Annotated in this window: 19 protein-coding genes and 1 pseudogene; 6 read left to right on the top strand and 14 right to left on the bottom strand. The window is 59.6% G+C overall.

The window, feature by feature from the left end; translation table 11 throughout:
* Nucleotides 1-57: 57 nt before the first annotated feature.
* The 12 genes from HAT86_RS17095 to HAT86_RS05235 all read right to left on the bottom strand — a co-directional run bounded on the left by HAT86_RS17095 (nucleotide 58) and on the right by HAT86_RS05235 (nucleotide 7,460).
* Complete coding sequence (locus HAT86_RS17095) at nucleotides 58-189, bottom strand: AbaSI family restriction endonuclease (protein ID WP_408015001.1); 132 nt, start codon at nucleotides 187-189, stop codon at nucleotides 58-60.
* A gap of 81 nt (nucleotides 190-270) precedes the next feature.
* Nucleotides 271-441 carry a hypothetical protein gene (locus HAT86_RS05185; RefSeq protein ID WP_167194122.1) on the bottom strand — a complete coding sequence of 57 codons (171 nt, stop codon included), beginning with the start codon at nucleotides 439-441 and terminating at the stop codon, nucleotides 271-273.
* Between the two features lie 142 nt (nucleotides 442-583).
* The gene (locus tag HAT86_RS05190; RefSeq protein WP_167194124.1) at nucleotides 584-1,630 is read right to left on the bottom strand and encodes a CNNM domain-containing protein; all 1,047 of its coding nucleotides are present in this window, start codon (nucleotides 1,628-1,630) and stop codon (nucleotides 584-586) included.
* A gap of 170 nt (nucleotides 1,631-1,800) precedes the next feature.
* Nucleotides 1,801-2,313, bottom strand: a complete 513-nt coding sequence (gene rimM / locus HAT86_RS05195) for a ribosome maturation factor RimM (RefSeq protein ID WP_167194126.1) — start codon at nucleotides 2,311-2,313, stop codon at nucleotides 1,801-1,803.
* Entirely contained in the window at nucleotides 2,310-2,453 is a 144-nt protein-coding gene (locus HAT86_RS05200) for a hypothetical protein (RefSeq protein WP_167194127.1), read from the bottom strand. The genes rimM and HAT86_RS05200 overlap by 4 nt, the downstream gene beginning before the upstream one ends.
* A gap of 4 nt (nucleotides 2,454-2,457) precedes the next feature.
* A complete protein-coding gene (gene bluB / locus HAT86_RS05205) occupies nucleotides 2,458-3,087 on the bottom strand; it encodes a 5,6-dimethylbenzimidazole synthase (RefSeq protein ID WP_167194129.1) in 630 nt (209 codons plus the stop codon).
* 20 nt (nucleotides 3,088-3,107) lie between these two features.
* Nucleotides 3,108-3,488, bottom strand: a complete 381-nt coding sequence (rpsP, locus tag HAT86_RS05210) for a 30S ribosomal protein S16 (RefSeq protein ID WP_167194131.1) — start codon at nucleotides 3,486-3,488, stop codon at nucleotides 3,108-3,110.
* A gap of 48 nt (nucleotides 3,489-3,536) precedes the next feature.
* Nucleotides 3,537-3,836, bottom strand: coding sequence for a chorismate mutase (locus HAT86_RS05215; protein ID WP_167194133.1), 300 nt, complete (start codon nucleotides 3,834-3,836; stop codon nucleotides 3,537-3,539).
* The gene (locus HAT86_RS05220; protein ID WP_167194135.1) at nucleotides 3,829-4,434 is read right to left on the bottom strand and encodes a GNAT family N-acetyltransferase; all 606 of its coding nucleotides are present in this window, start codon (nucleotides 4,432-4,434) and stop codon (nucleotides 3,829-3,831) included. Before HAT86_RS05220 ends, HAT86_RS05215 begins: the two co-directional genes overlap by 8 nt.
* Nucleotides 4,434-4,997: a GNAT family N-acetyltransferase gene (locus tag HAT86_RS05225; protein WP_167194138.1), complete on the bottom strand. Its 564-nt coding sequence runs from the start codon at nucleotides 4,995-4,997 to the stop codon at nucleotides 4,434-4,436. Before HAT86_RS05225 ends, HAT86_RS05220 begins: the two co-directional genes overlap by 1 nt.
* A 7-nt stretch (nucleotides 4,998-5,004) precedes the next feature.
* Complete coding sequence (gene ffh, locus HAT86_RS05230; RefSeq protein ID WP_167194140.1) at nucleotides 5,005-6,498, bottom strand: signal recognition particle protein; 1,494 nt, start codon at nucleotides 6,496-6,498, stop codon at nucleotides 5,005-5,007.
* Between the two features lie 371 nt (nucleotides 6,499-6,869).
* Complete coding sequence (locus HAT86_RS05235) at nucleotides 6,870-7,460, bottom strand: FMN-dependent NADH-azoreductase (RefSeq protein WP_167194142.1); 591 nt, start codon at nucleotides 7,458-7,460, stop codon at nucleotides 6,870-6,872.
* A gap of 115 nt (nucleotides 7,461-7,575) precedes the next feature.
* On the opposite strand from HAT86_RS05235, the pseudogene HAT86_RS05240 reads away from it, so the two are divergent.
* Nucleotides 7,576-8,462 (top strand): annotated as a pseudogene (locus HAT86_RS05240) (LysR family transcriptional regulator).
* Between the two features lie 26 nt (nucleotides 8,463-8,488).
* On the opposite strand, the gene HAT86_RS05245 reads toward HAT86_RS05240, so the two are convergent.
* Nucleotides 8,489-8,842: an ArsR/SmtB family transcription factor gene (locus HAT86_RS05245; protein ID WP_167194144.1), complete on the bottom strand. Its 354-nt coding sequence runs from the start codon at nucleotides 8,840-8,842 to the stop codon at nucleotides 8,489-8,491.
* A 231-nt stretch (nucleotides 8,843-9,073) separates the two neighbouring features.
* Here HAT86_RS05245 and HAT86_RS05250 point away from each other — a divergent pair, with 231 nt between their 5' ends.
* The 5 genes from HAT86_RS05250 to HAT86_RS05270 all read left to right on the top strand — a co-directional run bounded on the left by HAT86_RS05250 (nucleotide 9,074) and on the right by HAT86_RS05270 (nucleotide 11,693).
* Nucleotides 9,074-9,448, top strand: coding sequence for an AtpZ/AtpI family protein (locus HAT86_RS05250; RefSeq protein ID WP_167194146.1), 375 nt, complete (start codon nucleotides 9,074-9,076; stop codon nucleotides 9,446-9,448).
* A complete protein-coding gene (locus tag HAT86_RS05255) occupies nucleotides 9,429-10,208 on the top strand; it encodes a F0F1 ATP synthase subunit A (protein ID WP_167194148.1) in 780 nt (259 codons plus the stop codon). The genes HAT86_RS05250 and HAT86_RS05255 overlap by 20 nt, the downstream gene beginning before the upstream one ends.
* 58 nt (nucleotides 10,209-10,266) lie before the next feature.
* Nucleotides 10,267-10,503 (top strand): F0F1 ATP synthase subunit C, encoded by a 237-nt coding sequence (locus HAT86_RS05260; protein ID WP_038066250.1) that lies wholly within the window; start codon nucleotides 10,267-10,269, stop codon nucleotides 10,501-10,503.
* 87 nt (nucleotides 10,504-10,590) lie between these two features.
* Nucleotides 10,591-11,124, top strand: a complete 534-nt coding sequence (locus HAT86_RS05265; RefSeq protein ID WP_167194150.1) for a F0F1 ATP synthase subunit B' — start codon at nucleotides 10,591-10,593, stop codon at nucleotides 11,122-11,124.
* A 5-nt stretch (nucleotides 11,125-11,129) separates the two neighbouring features.
* Nucleotides 11,130-11,693, top strand: a complete 564-nt coding sequence (locus HAT86_RS05270; RefSeq protein WP_167194152.1) for a F0F1 ATP synthase subunit B — start codon at nucleotides 11,130-11,132, stop codon at nucleotides 11,691-11,693.
* Nucleotides 11,694-11,839: 146 nt separating this feature from the next.
* Here HAT86_RS05270 and HAT86_RS05275 read toward each other — a convergent pair whose 3' ends face one another.
* Nucleotides 11,840-12,529, bottom strand: coding sequence for a LysM peptidoglycan-binding domain-containing protein (locus HAT86_RS05275; RefSeq protein WP_167194154.1), 690 nt, complete (start codon nucleotides 12,527-12,529; stop codon nucleotides 11,840-11,842).
* Nucleotides 12,530-12,563: the final 34 nt, after the last annotated feature.

A 12,563-nucleotide genomic window follows, 5' to 3' on the forward strand; every position in this document is an offset into this window, starting at 1 on the left:
TATATGCCTCAAAAGCATGGAATCACAAAGCAAGCATCATGGGAATCCTGAATCTGATCAGGGGCGACACGCTCTAAACTCAACTTCTGGATCATTCAGTCTGTGAAAAAGGCGGTTTATAACGTAATGCTCCCATCGCTTGCTCGACAGCTTTGATAGCGACCTCAAAATGTAATCTGATTTACTCAATGGATTCCCTCACTCTTCTTCCCGCATTCACACGATTTACCCTGCCGTAGCAGGAATCGTGAAGCAAGCATGAGTGACCGTTTAGGGTTCGAACCTGCGTTGCGGCGGCGCTGCGCCAAGCCCGATTTCGGGGCGGCCTGAGTATCGGTTTCCAACTTCCCACCTTGGATTGCTCGCTGTGGCGGTGAAGGTCAGCTGTCGGCCCGGCCTGAAGGCGGTGCCATCCAATGCAGGTGCGGAACGAATGTCCATTTTGGGGCTGACAGCCGTCATCTGACACTTTCAATTGGGCATTCTAGTCAAGCCGGGCCGCCTGAGCGGCAGGGAGCAGAGTTTGCAAAACCCGGTACCATTAGGACCCAGGCCGGTGCCCTCCTGCAAGGCCGCAAGGGGATCAAACGCCTGATTTCTCACGCGCGTCACCTCGGCGGATTGCCCGCAACCTTGCGACCCTCTGCAAATCCTCGACCTCATCATTCTCATCGACAATTTCGGTCCCTAGCAACGTTTCTATGACGTCTTCCATGGTCACAAGGCCAGCCGTTCCACCATATTCATCTTCGACAAGTGCAATATGCGCCTCATTCTCCATGAGCAGATCGAACAACGTATCGAGGTCGGTTTTTTCCGGAATACGTTGAATATCGCGCGTGAAGTCCGAAGCGGTCTTGTTCTTCCCATCGCGCAAACCGGCCAGAAAAAGCTCGCGCGTCAGCACGAATCCTTTGACGTCATCGATGTTTTCGCCGGTGACAATATAGCGAGAGACCGGAAACGTGTCTCTGCATCCGACAAAGGCGCTGACAGTTTCATCAGCGCCAAGATGTTCGATGACCGTGCGCGGCGTCATGATTTCGTTAGCGGATATCTCCGACAGTCGAAACAGGTTGGTCACAACGCGCGTTTCATCTTCCTCGACCACTCCGAGACGCTGGCCCGCGGTTGTCAGCGCCGTGATCTCGTGACGCGATACCTCTGCGTGACGCTTACCGCCTGTCAGCAGCCGTGTTATCGCCTGGCTCATCCAGACCAAGGGCAACTGAATGATGATCAGCCAAGGCAGCACCCGAACAGCGAAGGGTGCAAGACCGCGCCAATAGGTTGCGCCAAGGGTCTTGGGAATGATTTCTGACAGGACGAGAATACCGAACGTCAACACTGCAGAGAAGATGCCCACGCCGGCATCATTAAACACGACAGCAGCCTGCGCCCCTGCCCCTGTCGCGCCAACGGTATGTGCGATCGTGTTGAGCGAAAGGATCGCGGAGAGAGGGCGTTCGACATCCGCCCGCAACGCCCTGAGACTTTTGGCAAGTCGCGGCTGTTCCTCCTCGGCGGCTTCGACAAAGGATGGCGTGATCGATAACAGGACCGCTTCGAGGATGGAGCAAAGAAACGACACCCCGATCGCCAAGAGCACAAAGATAATCAGCAAGGTCATCACGGTGTCTTTCGTTTTCTCGGTTCAATACTGATCAACTATAGCACGCTGCGCCCCATTCCAAGGACCGCTCCGGGCTGAAAGCCGTGATCGGACCTTTCCACTCGGAAAACTTGCCCCCAGACCTCAAGCTTGCCGCCGCACGGGCATCTTGCGTCAGGTGCAGAACACTAGAACAAGCCTTCGGGCGGATCGGCTACGATCCGCCCCGAGGCCAGATCGACCGTTGGAACGGCGTCGCGTGTGAATGGCAGCAGCACCGTGGCTTTCAACGCAGGCCCGTGGATTTCCAGCAAATCGCCGGCCCCGTGGTTCAGCACGGCCTTGACGCGACCCAATGGCGCGCCGCCGGTGTCGAACACCTCCAGCCCGATCAGATCCGCGTGATAAAACTCGTCATCCGGCAGGCTGGGCAGACGGTCCCGCTCGGCGTATAGGCGCACACCGCGCAAGGCGTCGGCCTGCTCCTTGGTGGCCACGCCCGATAGCCGGGCCACCAATGCCCCCTTGGCGGGTTGCCCGCTCAGCGTGATCTCGAAGCTCAGTGCGCGGTCCTCGCTTTCCAGTGGGCCATAGGCGGCGATATCCTCGGGCGTGGCTGTGAAACTTTTCAACCGCACCTCGCCTTTCACACCGAATGACCCGGAAATCGCCCCAAGGCAAATACGGCTGTCGTCGCTCATTGTGGTTCTCCTTGGCAAAGACCGTCGGCCAATGTGCCGCCTGCCGCTGTGCAGCGATCAAGCTGCTGATACCGTTCAAAGAATATACCGGCCAAAAAGACAACCGCCAGCAAGATCAGGGTGCGAATGGGCCGAAACATCAAGCTACCTCGTTTCAAGGGGCAAATGCCCGCGCCGTACTTCCCAGCCTTCGTGTTCCAGTTCGGGCGCGTCGTTATCGGCCTCGGGCCAGCCAACACAAAGGTACCCAACAAGCTGCCACGTGTCCGGCACATCCAGATCATGCGATAACTGCGCAGGATCAAGGATCGAAACCCAACCCACACCCAAACCGTGGGCGCGGGCCATCAGCCAAAACTGAGTGATTGCCCCGACCACCGAATATCGGCGCATTTCGGGCATGGTTCCAGCGCCCAGACCGGCCCCTTTTTCGGTGCTTTCATCGCAGAAAATGGCCAGGTGAACTGGCGCGATTTCCATGCCGGACAGCTTGAGGCGGCTATATAGCTGCGCGCGCTCTCCTTCATAGCCGCCAAGGGCCTGATCGTTTGCTTTAGTAAAATTGTCCAGCGCAGCGGCGCGGGCCTTGGGGCTGTTGACCCGGATCACGCGCCAAGGCTCGCTTAGCCCCACTGACGGGGCCAGCAAAAAAGTGTCGAGGCACGCGCGCAGCACGGCCTCGTCCACCGGGTCGGGGCGGAAGCGGCGCACATCGCGCCGCCACCGCATCAACTCGATCAGGTCGGTCTGGAAATCTGATGAAAACCGCGACATGGCCGACCTCGTTTGCCAGCTTATTCTTCGCTGGCGGCCTCTGCTGCGGGGGCAGCGGCAGCTTCAGCAGCTTTCGCGGCTTTCTCTTCGGCGCGTTCTTGGGCTTTCTTGCCGGGTGTGCCTTTTTTCAGGTTGGCGCGCTCTTTCTTGGGGATGGCACCGGCGGCTTCCAGCATGCGGCTGATCCGGTCGGTCGGCTGTGCGCCGTGATCCAACCAGTGCTGAACACGCTCCATGTTCATCTTGACGCGATCTTCGCTGTCTTTCGGCAAAAGCGGGTTGTAGGTGCCCAGCTTTTCGATGAAGCGGCCGTCACGCGGCATGCGCGAGTCGGTTGCGACGATGCGGTAAAACGGGCGCTTTTTGCTGCCGCCGCGGGCGAGACGAATTTTCATGGCCATGGGGGTATCTCCTTTGAATGGCGAGAGTTTGGCAGGGCAAGGCCCACCTTACGATTGATGCTTTCGGTGGTGCTGAATAACTTCAGCGATGATGAAGTTCAGAAACTTCTTGGCGAACTCAGGGTCCAGATCGGCCTGTGCTGCCAATTCTTCAAGCCGTGCGATCTGCGCGGCTTCGCGCGCCGGATCGGACGGGGGAAGGTCGTGATGGGCCTTCAACTGGCCCACGGATTGGGTGTGCTTGAACCGCTCACCCAAGGTATACACAAGGATCGCGTCCAGCCGGTCGATGCTTTCGCGGTGCTCTTTGAGCAACTGGGCGGCGCGCAGGGTGGCTTGATCAGTCAATGGCAAACCCTTTCGGCTTAAACAGCGGATCGCAATAATGATTGATCTCCAACTCGATCCCGTCATTCAACTGTCCGGATTTCAGTGTGTCCGGCGACGGATGACGATATACTGCGTCGTTGCCGTCGATGGTTGCGGCGTCACGATCCTTGACCGCCCCCAGACGTTCGGCCAGACGGATCGAGTCAAGGTTCTTGGGGTCGATATAGCTGACCGCGCCGTCCCATCCGAGATCCTCGTAGAAATAGCGCCGAGCGGCATGGGTCGCCTCAAGCGCATAGCCATGGCCGGCCTTGTCGGGCCAGATGATCCAAGCCAGTTCCCGTTCGGGCCACGCCGCGGGAAACCAGCCACCGGCCATGCCATAGGTTTCTTGGGTCTGCTTGTCATGGATCATCCACATGCCGTAACCGCGAATGTTCCAATGGCCGATCTCGGCGGCATAAAGCATCCATGCTTCGTAAGCGTTCAGCGGCCCGCCCATAAAGCGTGACCGATAAGACGAAAACGTGGCCTTGAAATCGGGGTAATCCCCGGCCTCGGGGCCGCGCAGCACAAGACGCCGGGTTTCGATGGTGGGTATCCGTGTTGCAGGCATCAGGCGTAAGCCTCCACCGATCCGTCATCGTCGCGGCCTTCGGCCATGTCGGGGCCGGGGTGCCGATACAGCAAGTCACGCCCCATATGCAGGTTGTCATATTCACGTTCGAACCACGCCCCTAACCGTTCGGCCAGCGCGATAGACCGCAGGTTGCCCGGCACGATGTTCGAGGTCAGGGTGGTGAACCCAAGGTCGTCATAGGCATAGCGGCGCACGCGTTGCGCGGCCTCATGGGCAATGCTGCGCCCCTCGAACCCGTTGAACACGACCCAACCGATTTCCGGCTCGGGCCAGCCTTCGGGGTTCCAGATGCCGCAGATCCCGGCAGTTTCGCCGCTGTCTTTCATCTCGATCGCAAAATACCCGTAGCCGTGAATGTGCCAATGGCCCACATTCAGCGCAAACCAGCGCCATGCCTCGCCCCGGTTGGGCGCGGCGCCGAATCCGGCGGCGCGGTCCTGATCCAGCAAAAAGGCGATCATCGGCTCGATGTCGCGCGCCTCGGGGCTGCGCAGGATCAAGCGGCTGGTTTCAAGGGTGGGGGCGTTGGTCAACGGCATGTGGGTGTCACTTCTTCTTGCCGAAACCGCTTAGGCCGGGGGGCAGGCCACCGCCACCACCTAGCCCGGGCAATCCGCCGCCCATTTGCTTGGCGGCCTGTTCTAGCGCCTTGGGGTCCATGCCTTGCATGTCCTCGGGGCTGGGGCCGCCTTTGCCGAACATACCTTTCATGGCCTGTTTCAGCATCCCGCCTTTGCCCATCTTGCCCATCTTCTTCATCATGTCGCCCATTTGGCGCTGCATCTTCAGAAGTTTGTTCAATTCCGACACTTCCAGCCCGGCGCCCTTGGCGATCCGTTTTTTTCGGCTGGCTTGCAGCAGCTTGGGGTTAGCGCGTTCTTTTTTCGTCATCGACTGGATCAACGCGATCTGGCGGGTGATGATCTTGTCGTCGATCCCGGCACCTTCCATCTGCTTGGCCATCTTGCCCATGCCGGGCATCATGCCCATGAAGCCTTCCATGCCGCCCATTTTCTGCATCTGTTCCAGCTGCATCTTGAGGTCGTTCATATTGAACTGACCCTTCTGGAAGCGCTTCATCATACGCTCGGCCTGCTCGGCCTCCAGCGTGTCTTGCGCCTTTTCCACAAGGCTGACGATGTCGCCCATGCCCAGAATGCGGCCTGCGATCCGCTCGGGCTCGAAGGTTTCGATGGCGTCCATTTTTTCGCCAAGGCCGACGAAACGGATGGGCTTGCCGGTGACCGAGCGCATCGACAATGCGGCACCGCCGCGCCCGTCGCCGTCCATCCGGGTCAGGACAACGCCGGTGACGCCGATCTTGTCGTCAAACTCTTCGGCGACATTGACCGCGTCTTGGCCGGTCAGACCATCTACCACCAGCAGCGTTTCACGGGGGTTGGCCACATCGCGCACGGCGGCGGCCTGCGCGATCAATTCCTGATCAATGTGCAACCGGCCCGCAGTATCTAGCATGTAAACGTCATAGCCGCCAAGGCTGGCCTGCGTCTTGGCGCGTTTGGCAATCGCCACGGGGTCTTCGCCCTTGACGATGGGCAGGGTATCGACGCCGATCTGCTTGCCCAAAATCTCAAGCTGTTCCATGGCCGCCGGGCGGTTGACGTCCAGCGATGCCATCAGCACGCGCTTGCCCTCGCGTTCGTGCAGGCGCTTGGCCAGCTTCGCGGTGGTCGTCGTTTTACCTGAGCCTTGAAGCCCGACCATCAGGATGGGGGCGGGCGGATTGTCGATCTTCAGCGCGCCGGGGTCGCCTTCGCCGCTGAGGGTTTCGACCAGCGCATCATGCACGATCTTGACGACCTGCTGGCCCGGTGTGACCGATTTTGTCACCGCTTGACCTGTGGCCTTATCCTGAACCTTCTTAATAAAGGCCCGCGCCACCGGCAGCGATACGTCCGCTTCCAGCAGGGCAACACGCACCTCGCGCAGCGCGGCTTTGACATCGTCCTCGGACAGCGCGCCCTGTTTGGTCAGGCGGTCCAGAACACCAGACAGGCGGTCTGATAGATTTTCAAACATGCCAAGCGCTCCTTGTGCTCGCCCGTTGCGTTACGGCCCAAGGTAAGTAGGGCCTGCCCAAATGCCAATCTCCCCCGTGGGCGAAACTCGCTGACGGGGGGCGATCCCGGCCTGTGGCCATGGGACCGGAAGCGTGACAGACTTCCGGAGGTTTTCGAAGGCATTACTGCGCATGCGGGGCAGAGTCAACATGCGCTGGTATAGGCGCGGTCAACGGCGGGGCTTTGGTGGTGCGAAGATCCTGCCCGGCGGCCATTTAGCGCTTTCTGGCGTCAAACGGCCTCCGTGAGAATGCAACGCCCCGACTGATCTGACACATGTATCAGGCGAGGCCCGCATTCCCACCACGCCAGACCAAGACGGGCTTGGCGTTATGCCGCCAGTGTCAATTCTTCGATCTGGCCCGAGGCTTTGGCAAGGCTGGTTTCAGCATCCAGCGCCATCTGATCGGCCGCCACCAGCGTCACGTCGGTCATGCCAACAAAACCCAGGATGTGGCGCATATACGTGCTGGCAAAGTCGATCTCGGAGCCGGCGCCGGTGCCGCCAGAGGCCATCGCAAGGATGACGCGTTTGCCGTGGATCAGGCCTTCGGGACCGTTTTCCGTATAGCGGAAGGTTACACCGGCCCGCGCCACATGGTCGATCCATGCCTTGAGCGCGGCGGGCGGTGCAAAGTTGTAGACAGGCAAGCCGATGACGAGGGTGTCGGCTTGGGTAACCTCGTTTATCAGTGCATCGGACAGAGCCAGCTCCGCCGCCTGTTCTGGGCTGCGCTGATCGGCGGGTGTGAAGTTGGCGGCAATCCAGGCATCGGTCAGTTGTGGAACCGGGGTTTTTGCCAGATCGCGGCGGATCACCTGTGCTTCGGGCCAGCGGCTGACAATTTTCGATGTCAGATCGCGTGTGACCGAATCGGACAGGCGCGGGGATGCGTCAAGGTGCAGGATCGTGTTGGTCATGGAAGTCTCCGTGATGGGTAAACTGGACTCTCCAATTACTTCGTGCCTTTTCAAACGCAACCCGACGTGGGAAACATCAGGTGTTTAGATTTGCACAGAAGGTGGGCGGCCTGTCATGGATAACTGGGATGAAATTCGCACGGCTTTCAATGTCGCACGTGTGGGCACCGTCAGCGGTGCCGCCGATGTTCTGGGCGTGCACCACGCCACTGTGATCCGCCATATCGACGCGCTAGAGGATCGCTTGGGCGTCAAGCTGTTTCAACGCCATGCCCGCGGCTACACCCCGACCGAGGCCGGTCAGGATCTTTTGCGGGTGGCGCAGGCTACGGATGATCAGTTTGCACAGCTTGCAGGCCGCATCAAAGGCCGTGGCAATGATGTGACCGGCGAGTTGGTTGTGACATCGCTTGGCGGGCTCAGCCATTTGCTGGTGCCGGTCGTCGCGGAGTTTCAGGCCGGGTATCCGGATCTGGTGGTGCGCTACCTGACCGGCAATCGCCTGTTTCGTCTGGAATACGGCGAGGCGCATGTGGCGGTTCGCGCAGGTGCGGTGCCCGATCAACCGGATAACGTCGTGCAGCCGTTTTATCAGCAGAAATTCACCCTGTTCGCCAGCGATGGATACGTTGCGCGGCATGGCCTGGCCTGCCAAAAGACGAGGCCGATCTGGCGAACCATGTCTTTGGTGGGGCCGACGACCCCGATTCGCGGGCGCCATTTGATCAATGGATGCACCAGACCATTCCGGCCGGGCGGATCATCTTTCGCAGTGGCGACGTGCACGCGCAGCGCCGGGCGATTTTCGAAGGGGCCGGGATCGGGTTCATGTCGCGCCTTCAGGCCCGCGAACTGGGTGGCCTGACCGAAGTTCTGGCTCCGCGCGACGAATGGTCGGCGCCGCTGTGGCTGGTCACCCATATGGATTTGCACCGCACGACCAAAGTGCAGGCGTTCTTGACCTTTCTGAAAGAGCGCGCCGGACAGTGGGACGATACATAGGTAGACGTGACCGCAATGCCGCCCGCTCACCCGCCCTTGCGGTCGGTCTCGCCCTTATCCGCGCCAAGCTCGATCTCGAGAAAGCGTTCGAACGCGTCCAGATTGACCGCTTCGAATTGACCAAAGCTTTGCATCCAGATGCGGGCATCGCGCAGGGCGTTCGGTTCCAGCCTGCACCATTTTACCCGCCCGCGACGTTCTTGGCTGACAAGCCCTGCACGGGTCAGGATGCCAAGGTGCTTGGAAATCGCCGCCAGTGACATCTCGAACGGGGCGGCGACATCGGTGACCGCCATGTCGTCTTCCAGCAGCATCGACAGGATGCGCCGCCGCGTCGGATCGGCCAAGGCGTGGAATACGGTATCAAGTGGGTCGGCCATGCCCGCCATAAACCCTGCGCGCCTTTGTTCGTCAACCGTTTGGTTGAATATGCGAATATGCCTGTTTCTGCCTGCCATAGGCCTGCGGCACAAAGTGATCGGCGGCATTGGTTTTGGATAAATCGTTTCTCAACAATGCTTTAACCCTTGCCTCGCTTGCCTGTAAGCGCGCTTGACTCGGGGGGCTCTCGCGCTTAGCAAAGGCGCAACTGTTCCAAGGGGGGCAAGCCGGTGACAGATCCCGATCAACGCGAGCGCATGGCGCAGCTTGAGAAGCGGATCGCGGCCTTCAAGAAGAAGGACGAAGCCAAGCCCCACATGGAAGAACATTACAGTCAGGCGCATTTGGCTTGGCGGATGGTGATTGAACTTGTGGCCGGTCTTTTGATCGGTTTCGGCATAGGGTACGGGCTGGATCGCCTGTTTGGGACGCTCCCGATTTTCCTTGTGTTGTTCACATTGCTGGGTCTGGCGGCGGGCGTCAAAACGATGATGCGCAGCGCGGCGGAAATCCAGCGCGATAAAGTGGCCGAAGAGGCCGAGAGGACAGCGCCCAAAGACACGGGCGGCGAGAAGAGGACGAAAGATGGCGACGGAAGCGAATAGCGACGAGGGCGGTCTGGTTTTCCACCCGATGGATCAGTTCATCATCAAGCCGCTGTTTGGTGATGGCCCGGTGGGCATGTTCACGATCACCAATTCCACTTTGTGGATGGCGCTCAGCGTGATCGCAATCATCGCGCTGATGGTGCTGGGCACCTCGGGGCGCTCGACTATTCCGGGGCGTATCCAGTCGATCGGTGAATTGGCCTATGGGTTCGTCTATAAGATGGTCGAAGACGTGGCCGGCAAGGATGCCGTCGGGTTCTTCCCCTATGTCATGACCTTGTTCATGTTCATCGTGTTCGCCAACTTCCTTGGCCTTCTGCCCGCAGCCTTCACGCCCACCAGCCACATCGCCGTCACTGCCGTTCTGGCACTTCTGGTGTTCGTGACTGTGACCGTGGTCGGCTTCGTCAAGCACGGTCTTGGCTTTCTGGGTCTTTTCTGGGTCAGCAGCGCGCCACTGCCGCTGCGTCCGGTGCTGGCCCTGATCGAGATTATCTCGTACTTCGTGCGCCCGGTCAGCCACTCCATTCGTTTGATGGGCAACATGATGGCCGGTCACGCGGTGATCAAAGTGTTCGCGGCCTTCGCGCCCATGATCTTGCTGTCCACAGGCCTTGGCCTGCTGGTTACCCCGCTGTCCGTCATCGCCATTGCGGCGATCTACGGGCTGGAAATTCTCGTGGCCTTCATTCAGGCCTACGTGTTCACCATTCTGACCTGCGTTTACCTCAAGGACGCGCTGCACCCGGCACACTGATCCGGGTCAGGTCTGGATAGACAATCTATAGCCAATTCCAACGTAAGGAGACATCGAAATGGAAGGCGATATCGTACAAATGGGCGCATACATCGGCGCAGGTCTGGCATGCATGGGCATGGGCGGCTCGGCGATCGGTGTGGGCAACGTGGCAGGCAACTTCCTGTCGGGCGCACTGCGTAACCCCTCGGCCGCTGCTGGCCAAACCGCGACCCTGTTCATCGGCATCGCATTTGCAGAAGCACTGGGCATCTTCTCGTTCCTGGTTGCCTTGCTGCTGATGTTTGCCGTCTAAGCCTACGGAAACTGATCCTTACGGTCGGACGGGGCAGCGTTGATGCCACCCCGTCCGGTGTAACCGGACGTTCCCAAGGAGGACGACATGGCAAGCGAAACGCAAAACGCCGCTGACGCCGCCGCATCCGCGCCCGGCATGCCACAGCTGGATTTCTCGACCTTCGGGAACCAGATTTTCTGGCTCATGGTCACGCTCGTCGTGATCTACTTCGTCCTGTCGCGCATCGCGCTGCCGCGCATCGCGGCTGTTCTGGCCGAGCGTCAGGGGACGATCACAAACGACCTCTCCGCTGCTGAAGACCTCAAGGTCAAGGCTGGCGAAGCCGAGGAAGCTTATAACAAGGCTTTGGCTGATGCCCGCGCCGAGGCGCAAACCATCATTGCCGAGGCCAAGGCCGAAATTCAGACTGATCTTGATGAAGCAATGGCCAAGGCCGACGCCGAGATTGCCGCCAAGCTGGCCGAAAGCGAAAGCAAAATCGCCGAAATCCGCGAAGGGGCCATGGAAAGCGTCAAGGACGTGGCCAAGGATACGGCCAAGGAACTCGTTGCAGCGATGGGTGGCAAAGCGGATGCACGCTCGGTCACGGCGGCTGTCAACGCACGAATGAAGGGATAAGGGACATGCGGACATTTGCAACGGCAACGCTCGTCGCGCTGATGGCGGCAGGTCCGGCGCTGGCCGCCTCTGGCCCGTTCTTTTCGTTGAACAATACCGACTTTGTCGTGCTGCTGGCCTTTCTGCTGTTTATCGGCATTTTGCTCTATTTCAAGGTGCCAACGCTGATTTCGGGCATGTTGGACAAGCGCGCCGAGGGCATCAAATCCGAACTGGATGAGGCCCGCGCCCTGCGTGAAGAAGCACAGACCCTTCTGGCCAGCTATGAGCGCAAGCAGAAAGAGGTTCAGGAGCAGGCAGACCGCATCATTGCGCATGCCAAATCCGAGGCCAACGAAGCTGCTGATCAGGCCAAGGAAGACATCAAGGCGTCGATAAAACGTCGCTTGAAGGCCGCCGAGGATCAAATTGCATCGGCCGAATCCAGTGCGATCCGTGAAGTGCGCGACGAAGCTGTACGCATCGCGATTGGCGCTGCAAAGGATGTTGTGGCCAAGAATATGACCGCGACAGACGGGAACAAGCTGATCGACGAGGCTATTTCAGAAGTTGACGCGAAACTGCACTGACGCCGGGCAAATCAGCGACAGACAAATTCGAAACCGGGCTTGGAAACAGGCCCGGTTTTGTCGTCATCGCACGTTACCAAGCTGAAAAAGAAAGGGGGCCGTTGAACCGGCCCCTCATTTCCCACCTGCCGCGTAACTTGAAAAATCTAAAGCGTGGGTATGACCAGCCGCTGACCAATCGCCAGAGTGGGACCATTGGTAAAACTGTCAGAGTTGGCCCCGATGATTTGTGACCTGTGCGCAGTGCTGCCGTAAAATCTGTAGGAAATTGACGGCAAGGTATCTCCGGGTTGAACCGTGTAGGTGACTGGATTTGACAGGGCCTGTGCCGTTGTGGCCGGTGCGCCCAATGCCCCGACCAGCGATGCGATATCCAGCGATCCGTCGCGCACCAGTCGCGGGGCGGGCGACGGGCCTTCGCCGGTGATCGTGCCCTTGACCAGCGCCGCAATATAGGCGGGCGACTGGCCTTGCTGCATCGCCCCGGCGATCAGTTTTTCCAAGTCCACGTTATTATGCGCGGGCGTTGAATACGCGGTCCTGTTCGCAGTCGGCCTTTGGCCTGTCCGCGCCGCTGTGACCGTTTGCGACGCCTCTGGCGGGTCAACACGGGGCAAGCCATCTGTATTGCGGCGGACCTCTTGCGCTTTAGGATCGGTCACGTCCGCAGCAGGGGCCGGATCGGTATTGGCCAGTTTGGGGGCGTCAGATTGGGCTGGCGTGGAGTTTCGCGGCTCCTGTGCGGCCACCGCGCGCGGCTGGTTGTCTTTTTGCACAAGGATCAGACCCAGCGTCACGGCGAGAAATCCGCCCGCAATGGCCACAATGCGGATCATCGGCTTTTTCTGCAGCGGGTTGATGCCGCCGCCC

Origin of the sequence: Roseovarius gahaiensis, assembly GCF_011601345.1 — a bacterium.
Taxonomy (GTDB): Bacteria; Pseudomonadota; Alphaproteobacteria; order Rhodobacterales; family Rhodobacteraceae; genus Roseovarius; species Roseovarius gahaiensis.

What these genes read in the sequence shown, in the direction of transcription:
- HAT86_RS05185 (WP_167194122.1), bottom strand. Translation starts at nt 441, where the DNA reads ATGGACATTCGTTCCGCACCTGCATTGGATGGCACCGCCTTCAGGCCG.
- HAT86_RS05190 (WP_167194124.1), bottom strand. Translation starts at nt 1,630, where the DNA reads ATGACCTTGCTGATTATCTTTGTGCTCTTGGCGATCGGGGTGTCGTTT.
- rimM (WP_167194126.1), bottom strand. Translation starts at nt 2,313, where the DNA reads ATGAGCGACGACAGCCGTATTTGCCTTGGGGCGATTTCCGGGTCATTC.
- HAT86_RS05200 (WP_167194127.1), bottom strand. Translation starts at nt 2,453, where the DNA reads ATGTTTCGGCCCATTCGCACCCTGATCTTGCTGGCGGTTGTCTTTTTG.
- bluB (WP_167194129.1), bottom strand. Translation starts at nt 3,087, where the DNA reads ATGTCGCGGTTTTCATCAGATTTCCAGACCGACCTGATCGAGTTGATG.
- rpsP (WP_167194131.1), bottom strand. Translation starts at nt 3,488, where the DNA reads ATGGCCATGAAAATTCGTCTCGCCCGCGGCGGCAGCAAAAAGCGCCCG.
- HAT86_RS05220 (WP_167194135.1), bottom strand. Translation starts at nt 4,434, where the DNA reads ATGCCTGCAACACGGATACCCACCATCGAAACCCGGCGTCTTGTGCTG.
- HAT86_RS05225 (WP_167194138.1), bottom strand. Translation starts at nt 4,997, where the DNA reads ATGCCGTTGACCAACGCCCCCACCCTTGAAACCAGCCGCTTGATCCTG.
- ffh (WP_167194140.1), bottom strand. Translation starts at nt 6,498, where the DNA reads ATGTTTGAAAATCTATCAGACCGCCTGTCTGGTGTTCTGGACCGCCTG.
- HAT86_RS05235 (WP_167194142.1), bottom strand. Translation starts at nt 7,460, where the DNA reads ATGACCAACACGATCCTGCACCTTGACGCATCCCCGCGCCTGTCCGAT.
- HAT86_RS05245 (WP_167194144.1), bottom strand. Translation starts at nt 8,842, where the DNA reads ATGGCCGACCCACTTGATACCGTATTCCACGCCTTGGCCGATCCGACG.
- HAT86_RS05255 (WP_167194148.1), top strand. Translation starts at nt 9,429, where the DNA reads ATGGCGACGGAAGCGAATAGCGACGAGGGCGGTCTGGTTTTCCACCCG.
- HAT86_RS05260 (WP_038066250.1), top strand. Translation starts at nt 10,267, where the DNA reads ATGGAAGGCGATATCGTACAAATGGGCGCATACATCGGCGCAGGTCTG.
- HAT86_RS05265 (WP_167194150.1), top strand. Translation starts at nt 10,591, where the DNA reads ATGGCAAGCGAAACGCAAAACGCCGCTGACGCCGCCGCATCCGCGCCC.
- HAT86_RS05270 (WP_167194152.1), top strand. Translation starts at nt 11,130, where the DNA reads ATGCGGACATTTGCAACGGCAACGCTCGTCGCGCTGATGGCGGCAGGT.
- HAT86_RS05275 (WP_167194154.1), bottom strand. Translation starts at nt 12,529, where the DNA reads ATGATCCGCATTGTGGCCATTGCGGGCGGATTTCTCGCCGTGACGCTG.